We start from the raw sequence: 17,276 nt of genomic DNA on the forward strand, positions 1-17,276 counted from the left end.
AAGGAGGAACGTATGGGTTCAGAATATAACGCGGAACAGATCCAGATTTTAGAGGGATTAGAGGCGGTCAGAAAAAGACCCGGAATGTATATCGGCAGTACGTCCGTGAGGGGCCTCCATCATCTTGTATACGAGATCGTAGACAATTCGGTGGACGAGGCGCTGGCCGGCTTTTGCGATCAGATAGAGGTTCAGATCAATGAAGACAACTCCATCACCGTAGAGGATGACGGACGCGGCATACCTGTCGATATCCAGAAAAAGGCGGGCCTCCCGGCAGTCGAAGTCGTATTCACCGTCCTGCACGCAGGAGGAAAATTCGGCGGCGGCGGATATAAGGTTTCCGGCGGCCTGCACGGCGTGGGCGCGTCGGTCGTAAACGCCCTCTCCGAGTGGCTGGAGGTCGAGATCTTTAAAGACGGAAAAATCTACAAACAGCGCTATGAAAAGGGAAAAACCATGTATCCTCTGCGCGTGGAGGGGAGCTGTCCCCCTGAAAAGCACGGCACAAAGGTGACCTTCCTTCCGGATAAAGGCATCTTTGAGGAAACGGTCTACGATTACGATACGCTGAAGGTGCGCCTGCGTGAGACGGCTTTCCTGACCAGGGCTCTTAAAATCACGCTCACCGACGACCGTGAGAACAAAAAGAGCAAGACCTTCCACTACGAAGGGGGGATCAAAGAGTTTGTCACTTACTTAAATAAGAGCAGCCAGATCCTCTACGATCCGGTCATCTACTGCGAGGGGCTTAAGGACAAGGTGAGCGTAGAGGTCGCCATGCAGCACAATGACTCCTACACGGAAAACATCTACACCTTTGTCAACAACATCAATACGCCCGAGGGAGGCACGCACCTCGCGGGCTTTAAGAGCGCCCTCACCAGGACATTCAACGATTATGCCAAAAAGAACAAGCTGTTAAAGGAAAATGAGCCGCCCTTAAGCGGCGAGGACATCCGCGAGGGGATCACAGCCATCATCAGCGTCAAGATCGAGGAGCCGCAGTTCGAGGGCCAGACCAAGCAAAAACTGGGAAACAGCGAAGCGCGGACCGCGGTGGACGCGGTAGTCAGCGAGCAGCTCACCTATTTTCTGGAGCAGAATCCGTCCGTGGCGAAGATCATCTGCGAAAAATCGATTCTGGCCAAGCGCGCCCGGGACGCGGCCCGCAAGGCCCGTGAGATGACAAGGAGAAAATCAGCCTTAGACAGCATGGCATTGCCAGGGAAGCTGGCGGACTGCTCGGATAAGAACCCGGAAAACTGTGAGATCTATATCGTAGAGGGAGATTCCGCCGGAGGATCCGCCAAGGAGGCGAGAAACAAATCAAACCAGGCGATCCTTCCCCTGCGCGGAAAAATCCTCAACGTAGAAAAAGCGCGGCTTGACAGGATTTACGGCAATGCGGAGATACGCGCCATGATCACCGCCTTCGGCACCGGGATTCATGAGGACTTTGACATCAGCAAGCTTCGGTACAACAAGATCATTATCATGACAGATGCCGATGTGGACGGCGCGCATATCAGCACGCTGCTGCTCACCTTCCTGTACCGCTTTATGCCGGAGCTGATCCGCCAGGGCCATGTCTATCTGGCGCAGCCGCCGCTCTACAAGGTGGAGAAGAACAAGCAGATCTGGTATGCATATGACGACGACGAGCTGAACGGCATTTTAAAGGAGATCGGCCGCGATACGAACAACAAGATCCAGCGCTACAAGGGCCTGGGCGAGATGGACGCGGAACAGCTCTGGGAAACGACCATGGATCCCGAACGGCGCGTGCTGCTGCGCGTTTTGATCGACAGCGAAACCGCCTCCGAGGTAGATCTGACCTTTGCCACTCTGATGGGCGATCAGGTAGAGCCAAGACGTGAGTTTATAGAAGCGAACGCAAAGTATGTGACTAATCTTGATATATAAGGAGAAAATATGGAACCAAATGTATTTGACAAGGTTCACGACATAGATCTGAAAAAGACGATGGAAAAGTCTTATATCGACTATGCCATGAGCGTTATTGCCGCCCGGGCGCTCCCCGATGTGCGGGACGGCTTAAAGCCCGTGCAGCGCAGAGTGCTCTACTCCATGATCGAACTGAACAACGGTCCGGACAAGCCGCACCGTAAGTCAGCCCGTATCGTCGGCGATACCATGGGTAAATACCACCCCCATGGCGACAGCTCGATCTACGGCGCATTGGTCAACATGGCCCAGAAGTGGGCCACCCGCTATCCCTTAGTGGACGGCCACGGCAATTTCGGCTCCGTGGACGGCGACGGCGCGGCCGCCATGCGTTATACAGAGGCCAGGCTGAGCAAGATTTCCATGGAAATGCTGGCAGATATCAATAAAGACACCGTTGACTTCATGCCCAACTTTGACGAGACGGAAAAAGAACCGACCGTCCTGCCCTCCCGCTACCCGAACCTGCTGGTAAACGGCGCGACCGGCATCGCGGTAGGCATGGCGACCAACATCCCGCCCCACAACTTAAAAGAAGTCATACAGGCCGTTGTAAAGCTCATCGACAACCGCATCGAGGAGGACCGCCCGACCTCAATTGAGGAGCTGATGCAGATCGTAAAAGGCCCGGATTTCCCGACAGGCGCGACGATTATCGGAAAGGCCGGGATCGAAGAAGCATACCGCACCGGGCGCGGCAAAATCCGCGTGCGCGCCGTGTACAATATCGAAACGCTGGCCAACGGAAAAAGCCGTATTATAGTGACCGAGCTCCCTTATCTGGTCAACAAGGCGCGTCTGATCGAAAAGATCGCGGAGCTGGTCAAGGACAAAAAGATCGATGGGATCACGGATCTGCGCGACGAATCGAACCGGGAAGGCATGCGCATCTGCATTGAGCTGCGCCGCGACGTCAATGCCAATGTCATCATGAACCGCCTTTTAAAGCACACGCAGCTCCAGGACACGTTCGGCGTGATTATGCTGGCTCTGGTCAACAACCAGCCCAGGATCCTGAATCTCCAGCAGATGCTGGAATACTACTTAAAGCATCAGGAAGACGTCGTTACCAGAAGGACGAAATACGATTTAAACAAGGCCGAGGAACGCGCCCATATCTTAGAGGGGCTCCTAAAGGCTCTGGATCATATCGACGAGGTAATCCAGATCATCCGCAGCTCTGCCAATGTAGCGGCTGCCAAGGCCCGGTTGATGGAGCGCTTTGATCTTACGGATCCGCAGGCCCAGGCGATTGTAGATATGCGTCTGAGGGCGCTCACCGGCCTGGAACGCGAAAAGCTGGAAAAAGAATATAAGGAATTACAGGAAAAGATCGCCGAATTAAAGGCCATCCTGGCAGACGAGAAAAAGCTTCTCGGCGTGATCCGCGAGGAGATCATGCTCATCTCCGATAAATACGGGGATGACCGGAGAACCGGCATCGGCTTTGACGAGTACGACATGTCCGCAGAGGATCTGATCCCGGACGAAGATATCGTGGTGGCCATGACAAACTTCGGCTATATCAAGCGCATGTCAAGCGACAATTTCAAGAGCCAGAACCGCGGCGGCAAGGGTATCAAGGGCATGCAGACCATCGAGGAGGACTACATCGAGGATCTCCTGATGACGACCACGCACCACTATGTGATGTTCTTTACCAACACCGGCCGCGTGTACCGATTAAAGGGCTATGAGATCCCCGAGGCGGGACGGACCGCGAGGGGAACGGCCATTGTCAACCTCCTCCAGCTCATGCCCGGAGAAAAGATCACGGCCATTATCACCATGAAGGAGTTCGACAACGATAAATTCCTGTTCATGGCTACGAAATGCGGCATGGTCAAGAAAACCTCCCTGCGCGAATACGAGAATGTGAGGAAGAACGGCCTTCAGGCCATCGTGCTCCGGGAAAATGACGAGCTGATCGAAGTAAAAACCACGGACGACACCGAGGAGATCTTCCTTGTCACCCGAAAGGGCATGTGCATCCGTTTCAAAGAGACGGACGTGCGGATCACAGGCCGCGTATCCATGGGCGTGATCGGCATGAAATTTGATCCGGACGACGAGGTAATAGGCATGCAGATGACAAGCCAGGGCGAATGCCTCCTGGTCGTCTCCGAGCTCGGCTACGGAAAACGGACGCCCATCGAGGAATTTACCGTCCAGAACCGCGGAGGCAAAGGGATCCGCTGTTACAAGATCATCGACAAAACAGGCCCCCTGGTAGGCGCCAAGCTGGTGGATCACAACCGCGAAATCATGCTGATCACGAACGAGGGCATCATCATCAAAATGGCGGTCAACGATATCTCTATCATCGGCCGCAACACATCCGGCGTCAAGCTCATGAGCATCGACTCCGAATCCGGCATGGCGGTCGCCAGCATTGCCAAAGTAAGGGAAAGCGATAACCAGAAGGACGAGCTTGCGGAAGAAACAGAAGAAGAGGTCAGCCCCGTATGAGAACAATAGAGACAAACGAGATTACAAGGCACATTAAGGAAATGTGCATCGAAGCAAATCACTACCTTTCTGACGATATGCAGGAGATATTTAAGCAGTCAGCGCAAAAAGAAGCCTCGCCGCTGGGCCGTCAGATATTACAGCAGCTTGAAGAAAATCTGGAGATCGCGGCAAATGAAAGGATCCCAATCTGCCAGGATACAGGCATGGCCGTCATCTTTATCAAAGTGGGCCAGGAGGTACATATCCAGGGCGGCTCCCTCGCAGAGGCGATCCATCAGGGCGTGCGGGAAGGCTATACAGAAGGCTATCTGCGCAAGTCCGTGGTAAAAGATCCGATCTACCGGGAAAACACAAAAGACAACACGCCGGCCGTCATCCATTACGAGATCACAGAAGGCGACAAGGTTGAGATTACCGTAGCCCCCAAAGGCTTTGGAAGCGAAAACATGAGCCGGATCTTTATGCTCAAGCCCGCGGACGGGATCGAAGGGGTAAAGGAAGCGATTTTGACTACTGTCCGGGAGGCGGGGCCCAATGCGTGCCCTCCCATGATCGTGGGCGTCGGCATCGGAGGCACGTTTGAGAAATGCGCGCTGATGGCCAAGCATGCTCTGACGAGAAATCTGAAGGAAGAGCGGGCCGGGGGGTATGTCCGGGAGCTGGAGGAGGAAATGCTTGAAACGATCAACCGCCTGGGAATCGGCCCCGGGGGGCTGGGGGGCGTGACGACTGCGATGGCGGTCAATATTGAGACATATCCGACGCATATTGCGGGGCTGCCTGTGGCGGTTAATATTTGCTGTCATGTGAACAGGCATGTGCGCAGGGTTATTTAGATGCGTGTAACGATTTCCGTGTTATGTTACATTTTTCGGTTCATTTTTGAGGTGAACAGTTATTGTGTTGGGGATTGCGCGGGCTAAGGTGGATCTCCCGAAGGGCCGCCCGTGCCAGGTTCTATATCCAACGGAACCCCGCTCCCGCTCGGAGAAAAGCGCAGCGGTACTAAGCTCGAAAAGACTTCGCTAAGTACCGGCGGTTTTCTACGGGTTCCTTATGGATATAGAAGCTGGCACGGGCTACGTTATCGGAAAGCTTTGAGCGAGTGATTTTTGCGTTGTTTCCGATGATTTTTATAACCTTTATGAATATAGTTTGTTAGTCGGAGATAGTACGATTTAGAAAGATAATACGATTTAAGTTACAGAGACTGGAAATATGCGATTGTTCAGTTCATTTTGAGATTTATGTCCGGAGATATATACGGATGGGTGAGAGGAAAAGATGGAAAAAAGAATCAGTGCGCCGATTGAAAAAGAGGCGGCAAGAAGCTTAAGGGCAGGGGATTTTGTATACATTGACGGGACGATCTATACGGCGCGCGATGCGGCGCATAAGCGGATGATCGAAGCGCTGGAAAAGGGAGAGACGCTGCCCATCGATATGGACGGAACCGTGATCTATTATATGGGGCCCTCTCCTGCCCGGGAAGGGCGTCCGATTGGCTCCGCAGGCCCTACAACGGCCAGCCGTATGGATAAATATACGCCGACGTTACTTGATATGGGCATGGGCGCCATGATCGGGAAAGGAAAACGCAGCCCGGAAGTCGTGGATGGGATTGTGAGGAACGGGGCCGTATACCTTGCGGCTATCGGAGGCGCAGGGGCGCTTCTTTCAAAATGCATACGCGAATCGGAGATCGTAGCCTATGAGGATCTTGGCACAGAGGCGATACGAAAGCTGACAGTGGAAAGGTTTCCGGCGATTGTAGTGATCGATTCGGAGGGGAATAATCTTTATGAGACGGCTTTGGAGGAATACAGAAAGTTGTAAGGATACCGCCATTAAAAGGTTTTCTTGACACACCTGGAACAGTGAAGCGTAAACTCATCAGTTGTACACTGCTCCGCTCCCATGAAATAAAACCTTCAAAACATATTTCTATAATCCAGCCATTACAGACTATACGACCGCTTGGAAATCCATGGCTGGCCGATCACGCAGCCAGAGCCAGGTTCTATATCCATAAGGAACCCGTAGAAAACCGCCGGTACTTAGCGAGGTCTTTTCGAGCTTAGTACCGCTGCGCTTTTCTCCGAGCGGAAGCGGGGTTCCGTTGGATATAGAACCTGGCTTTGGCGTCCCCTTCACGATCAACCAATTCCCGCATACATTCCTATGCTTGATTCAACAAATTAACCACAGCGTCGCTATGTACTATAAAATCAATAAAAAAGCTGTCTTCCAGAATCCATAAATCCCAAAGACAGCTTTTTATCTCATATTCTTATGCCTTTTTACTAATCTTCTGCGTTTTATATTCCGCCGTTTTCTGAGCCGCCACTGTCTGATAGGACGCTTTTCCTCTGGAATACGCTTCATAATGCACTTCCTCAGGATGTATATCAGCTATTGGATCCTCCTGAGAACGGGGAGCAGCTCCCTCCTCTGGTTTAACTTCCGTAGCCGAACCGGCGACAGCGGCTGCCGCCACGAAAGCTGTTATATCAGTCTCTTCTAATTTATCCACTGGCTTTTTATCATCTGCCGCCTCGGAAAGCTCAGGCGCAGCGGGCGCTTCTCCTTCCTGTGGCGTCTGGACGCTTTCTTCCAGTTTTTCCATTTCCTGTTTCATGGCTTCTTTTACCTCCGCGTCGGTAGGAAGACTGTGGTACGCATTGCTTTGAACAAAAGCCCGCTCTGCCTTATTGATGGCGTTGAGTTTGGCGTTTTCATGGAGAAGAAGCTCCATCTTCTTTCCTTCCGGAATATTCGGATCATTTGCAATAGCGCCTACTTTTACCATAGTGCTTCCAAGATGCAGTGATTTGAGTCGCTGCACGTCTTCCTTTGTCTTGCAGTTCTTCAGGGAGCGCTCATATCCGGCTTTGGCATCCTGTATTTCCTTTGCCTTCTGATAGGCGGCCGGATCTTCCCTCTGGAGATAATCCATCTCATCCTGGGTGAGTTTTTTTCCCGCCCTGAGTTTATTGAGGATTGCCTCCTTGCCGGAGCTTTTCTGGTTCTGCTCTTTTAGATCGTTCAGTTGCCTTAAAACAGGATCCTCCTGTTCGGCTTTCTGCGTATATGATTTTTGCTCCTGCTTTGAATTCCATTTCATCTGCAGTTTCATCATACCCGCATAAGCACTGGTTGTTCCTGAAAACATGTGAAAGTTTATCAAAAAGGACACCTCCTTACTTACCGTACAATAGCAAGAGCATAATCGATACTTACTGTCAGCCTTTGCCGGACTGTGGGCAATAAAGATCAATACGCTCTGTTTAAAGCTGGATATGCGGCGGATCCGGACTGTTTAATACGTAGTCAAAGCTGGACTTTTTTGACTGTTCAAGATGATATGCCATTTTATCTGCGGCCTCCTTCCAGTTTTTCCGAAGGCAGGGGCCTGTGATATCCAGATGCTCCTGAAAGGTGGCAGTCAGCCTGCTGGCGGAGACATTGCCTGTTAAGTTCCGGAAACGCTGGTTCTGAGCCCATATCAGGCTGTAGCTGTGGCGGATATAGGTATTGGGACAGGCATTCACAACCATCAGGTGAAATTCGGAATCCAGCTCATAAAAGTAATCGTTATTCTGAAAATATTCGCTGTCAGGTTTTGTGTGAAGAAATATATCATTAAGCTCAATCAACCGCTTTTCCGGGAGCAAAGCCCCATAGTGAAGCAGGATGTAGGGCTCATAGAGCGTTCTCATCTCAAAAATCATATTAATATCATTGACAGACAGCGGAGTAACCATGATTCCACGTTTGGGCCTTATCTCAATCAGTCCCTCCTGCTCCAGACGGCTTAAGGCGTCTCGGACAGGCGTGCGGCTTAAGCGCAGCTCTTCAGTCAGGCGTTCTTCGTTTAAAAAAGTTCCCGGCGCGTACTCGCAGGTAATGATTTTGTGTCGTATGGCAGTATAAGCCAGGGTTTTTAAGTTCGTTTTTGTCATAAACAGGCCCTTTCCGAGTTGCAGTAAAGCAGAATTTGATTGATATAAAAAGCTTACCATAATCACCCCTTTTTTTCAAGTCAATGCGGGGTGGGATGCACAAGGTTATAAAATTTTTTATAAATATTTGCAATTTACTTCCTCATATGCTATAATACGTTCAGACGAAAGTCTAAAGGAATTGCGGTAATAATTCCATAGAAGACAACGAAAACCCCAGAGCCAGCACTCTGGGGTTTTCCGGCTCATCTCGGAGAGCCATTCCGCAATACTGCCGCCTATCTATCTCTGTCTATCCATTTGCACAAGCAGTGTGTAACTACTCCTGAAATAACAGACACAAAGATTGCGGTAATAAATTCTACCATAGAAGAATCACCTCCTTTCTGCTGGAGGTACGGCAGCACTTAAACTATAGCACATAATTCCTTCACTTTCTATCATAATTCTCCATATTTCAACAAGTAATTATAATCTTTTCTGTATTGGTTCAGCCAACCTTATAACCCTTATCCATCAGCATTTACAATAACAACTGTCAGAAAACGTCTGTCAACCTATAGCCCACCGATCACGTAGCCGGAGGCAGGTTCTATATCAATAAAGAACCCATAGAAAACCGCCGGCACTTAGCGAGGTCTTTTGAGCTTAGTGTCCGCTGCGCTTTTCTCTGAGCGGAAGCGAGGTTCTGTTTGATATAGAACCTGCCTCTGGCGGCCCCTTCAGAATACATAAATCATTCAACCAAAAAATTGTATAAAATGCACAAAAACAAAAGCTGTATTTATTAAAGTTCCACAAATTAAGCTCAAAATCAAAGATCATTATTGACAGATACAACACAAAAGTATATAATCTGATGTATACAACAAAGAATGCAACAAAGAATACAAACCACATCACTAAAGCGGATCAAACACAAGCAAGCAATACTTTTAAACCACAAAAGAATTGCGATTTACAGTCTCACAGTTCCTGACCGTAAACGCTTCTGCATAGTTTCAGACACAACAATTTAGGAGGAATACACCATGAAAGCAATGTACATCAACGCTCCCGGCAAAGTGGAGATCCAGGATGTTGAGAAGCCTGTAAGAAAAAAAGGAGAGGTTTTGCTCAAGCTTCTGTACGGCGGCATATGCGGCAGTGATCTTGGCTCTTACCGCGGGACCTTCGCCTATTTTGACTACCCCAGGATTCCGGGACACGAGTTTTCCGCGGAGGTGATTGAAGCGGACGAAGGAAACGAGCAGGGGATCAAGCCCGGTATGATTGTAACATGCAATCCGTATTTTAACTGCGGCCACTGCTATTCCTGCGCTCACGGAACCGTAAATGCATGTATGGACAACCAGACCATGGGCTGCCAGCGGGACGGCGCGTTCCAGGAATATATTACAATGCCGATCGAGCGCGTGTATGACGGCAAAGGTATGGATGCAAAGACACTGGCAGCGATCGAGCCGTTCTGTATCAGCTACCACGGAGTCAGCCGCGCGGACGTGAAGGAAGGGGACAAGGTTCTGGTCGTAGGCGCAGGAACCATCGGCGTTCTGGCAGCGATCGCGGCAAAGGCAAAGGGCGCTTGTGTGTACATATCCGATGTCTCAGCCGGAAAGCTTGAGATGGCAAAGGAATTTGGCGTTGACGGGACGCTCCTGAATGACTCTCCTGAGAATTTTGAAAAGAGAGTTTCAGAGCTTACGGATGGGAATGGCTTTGACGTTACGATCGAGGCGGTGGGCCTTCCGTCCACGTTCCAGAACTGCATCGACGCAGCCTGTTTTGGAGGCCGGATGGTTTTGATCGGTGTGGGAAAGAAGAACCTGGATTTCAATTTTACGCTGATACAGAAAAAGGAACTGAATGTATACGGTTCCAGGAATGCGCTTAAAAAAGATTTTCTTGAGCTAATAGAGATTGTAAACGCAGGAAAGGCGCCGTTAGACAAGATTATCACCAATGTTTATCCGTTTGACGACGCGGCAAAGGCTTTCGAGGATTTTGCAAATAATCCGGGAGATATGTTAAAGGTTGTATTCGATTTTTCCCAGATCAGGAAATAAGCGAGACAATAGATGAGCTGAGGGCTTTATTCAAGTAAAAGGGAGGAAAACAATGATGAAACTGAAAAAGATGGTAGCTTTAACGCTTGCAGGAGTGATGGCAGCCAGTCTGTCCGCATGCGGAGGCGGCGGAAGCGCTGCGCCGGAGACGAAGGCGGCGGAAGGAGGAGAAGCGCCTGCCGAGGGAGGCGCTGACGCGGCGGCTTCTGATACATCCGGCGCTGATATTGTACTGCAGGTTGCATTTGAGAACTCCGCTTCCGAGCCGGTTGGCGAGGGATGGAAAAAGGCGCAGGAGATCATCAAAGAGAAATCCGGCGGCACGATGGCGATTGAGATTTACCCGGATTCCCAGCTCGGGGACAAGTCCTCTCTGATCGATTCCATGCTTTTGGGAGAGAATGTATGTACGCTGGCTGACGGCGCATTCTATGCGGATTACGGCGTACCGGATTTTGGTATCGTGTTCGGGCCGTTCCTGTTCGACAGTTGGGATCAGTGCTGGACGCTGGTCGAGTCCGACTGGTACAAGGAACAGTGCGCGAAGCTGGAGGAAAAGGGCTTAAAGATCCTTGCCTCAAACTGGATTTACGGTGAGAGACACACACTGACCACAACGCCGGTTAATACGGTCGAGGATATGCAGGGCTTAAAGATCCGCGTTCCCTCCAATGAGATTCAGTCCAAGGGCTTTGATGTGCTGGGAGCAACCTCCACAGGCATGGCGCTTGGCGATGTGTATCAGGCATTACAGACAAAAACCATTGACGGAGCTGAGAACCCGCTCGCAACCCTGTACGGAAGAAAGCTTCACGAGGTTGCTCAGTACCTGATTCTCGACGGACATGTAAAGAACTTTACAACATGGGTATGCTCTGCAGACTGGTTCAACAGCCTGACCGAGGAACAGCAGACCTGGCTTATCGAGACAGCTCAGGAAGCAGGCGAGTATAACAATGAGGTTCAGCAGGCGGCCGAGGCGGACTATCTGCAGAAGATGAAGGACGAGGGCGTTACTGTCGTAGAACCGTCAGAAGAGGTTCTGGCAGGCTTTAAGGAGAAAGCTCAGCCGTTCTACGAGATGGATTTCGGATGGACCGACGGCCTTTATGACACAGTAAGAAAGGCTATGGGAGCCAATTAAACCGCAGCTTAATGTACCGGAGGGAAGCCGGGGACGCTCTCAAAAGCTCAGTATCCGCACGCCAGCCGCTTAAAGCGGGCGGCGCGCGGCATGAGCCGGCGGAGATCCCCGTCTCCTGACGGCGCCAATATTAGGAGAGATGTATGGAAAAGAAACAGAACAGGGCAGTCTCCATTCTCATGAATCTGGATATAGCGATTGCCTCTGTCATCCTTGCCGTTCTGATCGTCCTCACCTTTGCCGGCGTTATATGGCGCTATATATTCAGCAACCCATTTACCTGGCTTGAGGAAGTGCAGACCTCCTGCATGGTGTGGATTGTTTTCGCAGCGGCCGGCGCGGCGTTTCGGACCGGAAACCATGTGGCAATTGAGATGATAGTGGATATGATGCCTCAAAAAGTGCAGAAAATCATGGATATTGTGATTTCTGTCGTAGTGGTGATTGTAATCGGATATCTGTTTGTACAAAGCATTGGTTTTATCCAGGTGTTTATAAAGAGCGGACGTTCCACCAGCATGTTAAAGATTCCCTTTGCCGGAGTCTATGGAATCGCGATCGTTTCTTATATTGATATGATTCTCAGTTATTTCTACAGTGTGATCAAAGGCGTAAAATCAGAGGCAAAGGAGGCGGCAAGCAGCAATGAGTGATGTTTTAGTATTAGCGGCGATTGTAATGCTCGTCTTTTTGTTCTTAAAGGTTCCCGTATATATCGCTGTCCTTGGCGGCTCGATGGTATACTTTGTCATGAATCCGGGTATCAATTCCGTTGTATTTGCCCAGCAGGCGATCATCGGTACTGAGAAGATATCGCTGATGGCGATCCCCTTCTTTGTATGCGCCGGCATTTTCATGAACTACACAGGCGTGACAAAACGAATCATGGATTTCTGTGAGGTGGTGACCGGACGCCTGCCGGGCGGACTGGCGCAGGTAAACGTACTTCTCTCCACCGTTATGGGCGGCCTTTCCGGCTCCAATATCGCTGACGCAGCGATGGAGTCAAAGATGATGGTTCCGGAAATGACGAAAAAGGGGTTCTCCCTGGAGTTTTCCAGCGTGGTAACAGCGGCTTCCTCCATGATCACGCCTCTCATCCCCCCGGGAATCGCCATGATTCTCTATGGATGTATTGCAAATGTATCAATTGGCAAGCTGTTTATCTCTGGCTTTGGCGTGGGTGGCCTTCTGTGCATCACCATGATGATCCTGGTCGGCGTCATTTCCAAAAAGCGCGGATACGGCATTCTTTCCACAGAAAAGCTGACAGGAATCCGCTTCTGGAAATCCTTAAAACCAGCGATTCTGCCGCTTATGCTCCCGATCATCATTATCGGCGGCATCCGTGTCGGTATCTTTACAGCTACAGAAGCCGGAGCGGTTGCGATCCTCTATGCAGCATTCTTAGGGTTCCTTTACAGGGAAATGCACATCGCGGATATCATACAGGGCTTAAAGGAAACGGTTGCGACCACAGCCTCGATCATGCTGATCGTTTCCGCAGCCTCTGTCTTTTCCTGGATTCTTACAAAAGAGAGAGTTCCGCAGATGCTGACCGAGTGGATGCTGGCCAATATCCACAGCAAATATATTTTCCTGATCGTTGTAAACATATTCCTTCTGCTGGTAGGTATGTTTATTGAAGGAAACGCGTCCATGATTATCCTCGTGCCTCTTCTCGCCCCAATCGCGGCGCAGTATGGGATCAATGAGATTCAGTTCGCGATGATCTATATCTTTAACAATGCAATCGGCGCATTATCACCGCCGATGGGTACGCTGATGTTCGTAACATGCTCGATTACAAAATGTAAGACCGCGGCGTTTATCAAAGAAGCGATTCCATTCTATATCCTTCTTGCCGTAAACCTCCTGCTTCTTACATGGTTTGAGCCGTTTACCACATTCCTGGTAAATCTGTTCTATTAAAAATATAAATCGCAGTCATGATGGCAGAGGATGCTCCGTTGCAGCCGGACGCCTCTGCCGTCATTCCTGTAAATGGACTCCCGGTATCCCGGCCGTAAAGACAGGTGCGGACAGACTCTGTGAGTACATATGTAAATGAATTAGAGGAGGAAAAACGCTATGGCGGGAAAAGAAAATGTCATTCAGTTTGGCGAAGGCGGCTTTCTGCGCGGCTTTGTAGATTATTTTTTCCAGAAACTAAAGGATAAAGGGTTATTCGACGGTTCTGTGGTCATCGTGCAGCCCATTGCAAAGGGCATGTGCGAGATGCTGATGAAGCAGAATTGCGAGTACAATCTCTTTCTGCGCGGGATTGACAACGGGCAGGTGGTCGATGATCACACACATATCAACATCATTTCCAGGTGCGTGAATCCATACGAGGATTTTGACGCGTATATGAAGCTGGCAGAAAATCCCGATTTCCGGTTCATCGTATCCAATACAACCGAGGCGGGCATTGAATATGTTCCCGGCAACCGCTTTACGGACGCCCCGGCCATATCATTTCCGGGAAAACTGACACAGCTTCTGTATAAGCGCTTCAAGCTGGGCCTCAAAGGCTTTATCGTCTTATCATGCGAGCTCATTGACCACAACGGCGAGGAGCTTTTAAAATGCTGCTTACAGTACGCAAAACAGTGGGAGCTTGGAGAAGACTTCGAGCGCTGGCTGAAGGAAGAAAACGATTTCTGTTCCACACTTGTGGATCGCATCGTGACCGGTTTCCCGCGCGACGAGCATGCCGCGCTGTGCGAGCGGATCGGAGAAGAGGACAACATGATGGATACCGCGGAAATCTTCCATCTCTGGGTTATCCAGGGTCATCATGAGGACGAACTTCCCCTGCAGAAGGCAGGCTTTAACGTAGTCTGGACCGACAACGTGGATCCGTACAAAAAAAGAAAAGTCCGCATCTTAAACGGCGCCCACACATCCATGGTTCTTGGGGCGCGCCTCTACGGCCTTGAAACCGTCGGCGAATGTTTAAAAGATAAAAAGGTTTCCGCTCTTCTCAAGAAATGCATTTTTGAGGAGATCATCCCGACGATCGGCGATACAGAGGACAACCGCGCCTTCGGGGCAGCCGTGCTGGAGCGCTTCTCAAATCCGTTTATCCGCCATCTGCTTTTATCCATTGCCCTGAACTCCGTATCCAAATTCAAGGCAAGAGTCCTGCCCACGATTCTGGAATACAAAGAGCAGTTCGGCAGATATCCGCAGGCGCTCGTATTCTCCCTTGCGGCTCTGATATCGTTCTACCGCACCGATGAATCGAACGACGGCGAAGAGATCATGCAGTACATGAAAACAGCTCCCGTATCAGATATCTTAACGAGAGAAGACTACTGGGGCGAGGATCTGACCGCGTTGTTACCTGATGTTGAAAAATGGTATCACATCATTCAGTCTGAAGGCATGGATAAGGCATATGAAGCCATCCTTGCGGTAGAGGGGTAATATGCAGGACTTTATAAGAATCAATCAAAACGATAAGGTGGCCGTGGCTCTAAAGCCTCTGGCCGCCGGCCTTGCGCTCTTCATCGATCAGAAAGAACTCATTCTGACAGAGGAGATCCCGCAGGGACATAAATTCGCGCTCTGCGCCATAAAAAAAGACGAGCCTGTCATAAAATACGGCTTTCGCATCGGATATGCAAAAGAAGACATTGCTCCCGGAGCGTGGGTTCACGTCCATAACCTGCGTACCGCGCTCGGCGACGTGCTGGAATACAAATACGAGCCCGAGCTCTGCCCGCTCAAAAAAACAGAGCCCGCCGCCTTCATGGGCTATAAGCGGGCCGACGGAAAAACCGGCGTGCGCAACGAAATATGGATTCTGCCTACAGTCGGCTGCGTCAATTCCGTGGCAAAGTCCATCGAAACAGCCGCAAAGGCCCGCTTTTCCCTGAAAGAGGGGGTAGAAGACATCATAGCCTTCGCGCACCCATATGGCTGTTCCCAGATGGGAGATGATCAGGAAAATACAAGAAAAGTCTTCGCAGATATCATTCATCACCCCAATGCCGCCGGCGTGCTGGTGCTCGGCCTCGGCTGTGAAAACTCCAATATACCAGTGCTCATGGACTATATAGGAGACTATGATTCAAACCGGATCAAATTCCTGCAATGCCAGGATGTGGAAGACGAGACAGAAGAAGCGCTGCGCCTAATCGCAGAGATCTGTGAGACAGCCTCAAAGGATCAGAGACAGCCATGCGACGCCTCCGAGCTGATCATCGGCATGAAATGCGGCGGCTCCGACGGCTTGTCCGGCATCACGGCTAACCCCACAGTCGGCGCCTTTTCCGATCTCTTGATCAGCAAAGGTGGCACAACAATCCTGACCGAGGTTCCCGAAATGTTCGGAGCAGAAACAATTCTCATGAACCGCTGTAAGGATAAAGAAACCTTTGAAAAAACCGTCAGCCTGATCAATGATTTCAAAAATTACTTCATCCGCCACGATCAGACGATCTACGAGAATCCCTCGCCTGGAAATAAAAAGGGCGGCATCTCCACACTGGAGGACAAATCTCTGGGATGTACGCAGAAATCCGGCTCCGCCCCGGTATGCGGCGTTCTGCAGTACGCGGAGCGCGTAAAAGAAAAAGGCTTAAATCTCCTGTCCGCGCCCGGCAACGATCTGGTAGCGTCCACAGCCCTAGCCGTATCAGGAGCCCAAATCGTCCTGTTCACCACAGGCCGCGGCACCCCGTTCGCAACACTCGTGCCGACCATGAAGATCTCCTCGAACTCAAAGCTTGCGGGTCATAAGTCCAACTGGATAGACTTCAATGCAGGGGAAATGGTTGAAGAAAAATCGGGTGAAGAAGTGGCAAAGGCACTGTTTGAATATGTGTTAAAGGTGGCTTCCGGGGAGAAGGTGAAGGCGGAGGCGGCAGGATTTCATGATATTGCGATATTTAAGCAGGGAGTGACGCTTTAAAGAATAAGCATTATTTCAAAAGAATCGTATAGAGGCCGCCAGAGCCAGCTTCTATATTCAACAGAACCCCGCTTCCGCTCGGAGAAAAGCGCAGCGGTACCTAAGTACCGGCGGTTTTCTACAGGTTCCTTATGGATATAGAAGCTGGCTCTGGCTACGTTACTGGCGTCCCCTTCACGATTACCATAAGCCAGAATGGTCCCTGATAATAAGCTTTAATATCACAGACAAAAAAATATGGAAAATAATTAAAAATGTGCTTGACAACAAAGATCATGTTTAGTATAATCATCCTTGCATCTGCGATAAAACAAGCATTGCGGATGAATTAAATATCTTTTTAAGAACTGCGGAGAAATACTCAAGAGGCCGAAGAGGCGCCCCTGCTAAGGGTGTAGGTCGGGCAACCGGCGCGAGGGTTCAAATCCCTCTTTCTCCGTTCCTTTTTTGGAGATGTCTGGTAATTTAGTGAATCAAACTGTTGCAGGATTCTTCAGGAAAGAAAAAATAATTCAAAATAATGCTTGACACATTATGAGAGTTATGATAGAATTATAAAGCTGTCGAAAAGAAATGAAAAAGCAACTTAAAAAAATAAGAAAAAACTGTTGACAAACAGAAAAACTTATGATAGACTATAAAAGTTGCTGCGAACGACAGCAAACAAGAACCTTGAAAACTGAACAGTATATAAAACCCTGAAAATTCTTAAGACAAAAGGCTTATGGTTAAGCCTTGAAGTT

12 protein-coding genes and 1 tRNA gene are annotated in these 17,276 nt (G+C 50.0%); 11 read left to right on the forward strand and 2 right to left on the reverse strand.

The annotated features are described in order from the left end of the window. The first annotated feature begins 12 nt into the window (after nucleotides 1-12). The 4 genes from gyrB to NFS31_RS21110 all read left to right on the forward strand — a co-directional run bounded on the left by gyrB (nucleotide 13) and on the right by NFS31_RS21110 (nucleotide 6,276). Nucleotides 13-1,926, forward strand: coding sequence for a DNA topoisomerase (ATP-hydrolyzing) subunit B (gene gyrB / locus NFS31_RS21095; RefSeq protein ID WP_251499575.1), 1,914 nt, complete (start codon nucleotides 13-15; stop codon nucleotides 1,924-1,926). Between the two features lie 9 nt (nucleotides 1,927-1,935). Next, nucleotides 1,936-4,437 (forward strand): DNA gyrase subunit A, encoded by a 2,502-nt coding sequence (gene gyrA, locus NFS31_RS21100; RefSeq protein WP_251499577.1) that lies wholly within the window; start codon nucleotides 1,936-1,938, stop codon nucleotides 4,435-4,437. Further along, nucleotides 4,434-5,276 carry a fumarate hydratase gene (locus NFS31_RS21105; protein ID WP_251499580.1) on the forward strand — a complete coding sequence of 281 codons (843 nt, stop codon included), beginning with the start codon at nucleotides 4,434-4,436 and terminating at the stop codon, nucleotides 5,274-5,276. Before gyrA ends, NFS31_RS21105 begins: the two co-directional genes overlap by 4 nt. Before the next feature lie 448 nt (nucleotides 5,277-5,724). Next, nucleotides 5,725-6,276 (forward strand): Fe-S-containing hydro-lyase, encoded by a 552-nt coding sequence (locus NFS31_RS21110; RefSeq protein WP_251499582.1) that lies wholly within the window; start codon nucleotides 5,725-5,727, stop codon nucleotides 6,274-6,276. 454 nt (nucleotides 6,277-6,730) lie between these two features. Here the strand turns inward: NFS31_RS21110 and NFS31_RS21115 are convergent, their stop codons facing one another. Next, complete coding sequence (locus tag NFS31_RS21115; RefSeq protein WP_251499586.1) at nucleotides 6,731-7,627, reverse strand: hypothetical protein; 897 nt, start codon at nucleotides 7,625-7,627, stop codon at nucleotides 6,731-6,733. 100 nt (nucleotides 7,628-7,727) lie between these two features. After that, complete coding sequence (locus tag NFS31_RS21120; protein WP_251499589.1) at nucleotides 7,728-8,402, reverse strand: GntR family transcriptional regulator; 675 nt, start codon at nucleotides 8,400-8,402, stop codon at nucleotides 7,728-7,730. Between the two features lie 1,031 nt (nucleotides 8,403-9,433). Here NFS31_RS21120 and NFS31_RS21125 point away from each other — a divergent pair. The 7 genes from NFS31_RS21125 to NFS31_RS21155 all read left to right on the forward strand — a co-directional run bounded on the left by NFS31_RS21125 (nucleotide 9,434) and on the right by NFS31_RS21155 (nucleotide 16,972). After that, on the forward strand, nucleotides 9,434-10,468 hold the full coding sequence (locus NFS31_RS21125; protein ID WP_251499592.1) for a zinc-binding alcohol dehydrogenase family protein: 1,035 nt from the start codon (nucleotides 9,434-9,436) through the stop codon (nucleotides 10,466-10,468). A gap of 52 nt (nucleotides 10,469-10,520) precedes the next feature. Further along, nucleotides 10,521-11,612: a C4-dicarboxylate TRAP transporter substrate-binding protein gene (locus NFS31_RS21130; protein WP_331482797.1), complete on the forward strand. Its 1,092-nt coding sequence runs from the start codon at nucleotides 10,521-10,523 to the stop codon at nucleotides 11,610-11,612. Between the two features lie 143 nt (nucleotides 11,613-11,755). Then, nucleotides 11,756-12,265: a TRAP transporter small permease gene (locus NFS31_RS21135; protein WP_251499594.1), complete on the forward strand. Its 510-nt coding sequence runs from the start codon at nucleotides 11,756-11,758 to the stop codon at nucleotides 12,263-12,265. Then, a complete protein-coding gene (locus NFS31_RS21140) occupies nucleotides 12,258-13,544 on the forward strand; it encodes a TRAP transporter large permease (RefSeq protein ID WP_251499597.1) in 1,287 nt (428 codons plus the stop codon). The genes NFS31_RS21135 and NFS31_RS21140 overlap by 8 nt, the downstream gene beginning before the upstream one ends. 159 nt (nucleotides 13,545-13,703) lie before the next feature. Further along, complete coding sequence (locus NFS31_RS21145; RefSeq protein WP_251499600.1) at nucleotides 13,704-15,044, forward strand: tagaturonate reductase; 1,341 nt, start codon at nucleotides 13,704-13,706, stop codon at nucleotides 15,042-15,044. 1 nt (nucleotide 15,045) lies between these two features. Next, on the forward strand, nucleotides 15,046-16,533 hold the full coding sequence (locus NFS31_RS21150; protein WP_251499604.1) for a UxaA family hydrolase: 1,488 nt from the start codon (nucleotides 15,046-15,048) through the stop codon (nucleotides 16,531-16,533). A 351-nt stretch (nucleotides 16,534-16,884) separates the two neighbouring features. Next, nucleotides 16,885-16,972: transfer RNA gene (locus NFS31_RS21155), tRNA-Ser, on the forward strand. Nucleotides 16,973-17,276: the final 304 nt, after the last annotated feature.

This window comes from Otoolea muris, from assembly GCF_943193115.1.
GTDB lineage: Bacteria > Bacillota > Clostridia > Lachnospirales > Lachnospiraceae > Otoolea > Otoolea muris.

Excerpts from the sequence above, each read along its gene's own strand:
- gyrB (WP_251499575.1), top strand. The coding sequence starts at position 13 with ATGGGTTCAGAATATAACGCGGAACAGATCCAGATTTTAGAGGGATTA.
- gyrA (WP_251499577.1), top strand. The coding sequence starts at position 1,936 with ATGGAACCAAATGTATTTGACAAGGTTCACGACATAGATCTGAAAAAG.
- NFS31_RS21105 (WP_251499580.1), top strand. The coding sequence starts at position 4,434 with ATGAGAACAATAGAGACAAACGAGATTACAAGGCACATTAAGGAAATG.
- NFS31_RS21110 (WP_251499582.1), top strand. The coding sequence starts at position 5,725 with ATGGAAAAAAGAATCAGTGCGCCGATTGAAAAAGAGGCGGCAAGAAGC.
- NFS31_RS21120 (WP_251499589.1), bottom strand. The coding sequence starts at position 8,402 with ATGACAAAAACGAACTTAAAAACCCTGGCTTATACTGCCATACGACAC.
- NFS31_RS21125 (WP_251499592.1), top strand. The coding sequence starts at position 9,434 with ATGAAAGCAATGTACATCAACGCTCCCGGCAAAGTGGAGATCCAGGAT.
- NFS31_RS21130 (WP_331482797.1), top strand. The coding sequence starts at position 10,521 with ATGATGAAACTGAAAAAGATGGTAGCTTTAACGCTTGCAGGAGTGATG.
- NFS31_RS21135 (WP_251499594.1), top strand. The coding sequence starts at position 11,756 with ATGGAAAAGAAACAGAACAGGGCAGTCTCCATTCTCATGAATCTGGAT.
- NFS31_RS21140 (WP_251499597.1), top strand. The coding sequence starts at position 12,258 with ATGAGTGATGTTTTAGTATTAGCGGCGATTGTAATGCTCGTCTTTTTG.
- NFS31_RS21145 (WP_251499600.1), top strand. The coding sequence starts at position 13,704 with ATGGCGGGAAAAGAAAATGTCATTCAGTTTGGCGAAGGCGGCTTTCTG.
- NFS31_RS21150 (WP_251499604.1), top strand. The coding sequence starts at position 15,046 with ATGCAGGACTTTATAAGAATCAATCAAAACGATAAGGTGGCCGTGGCT.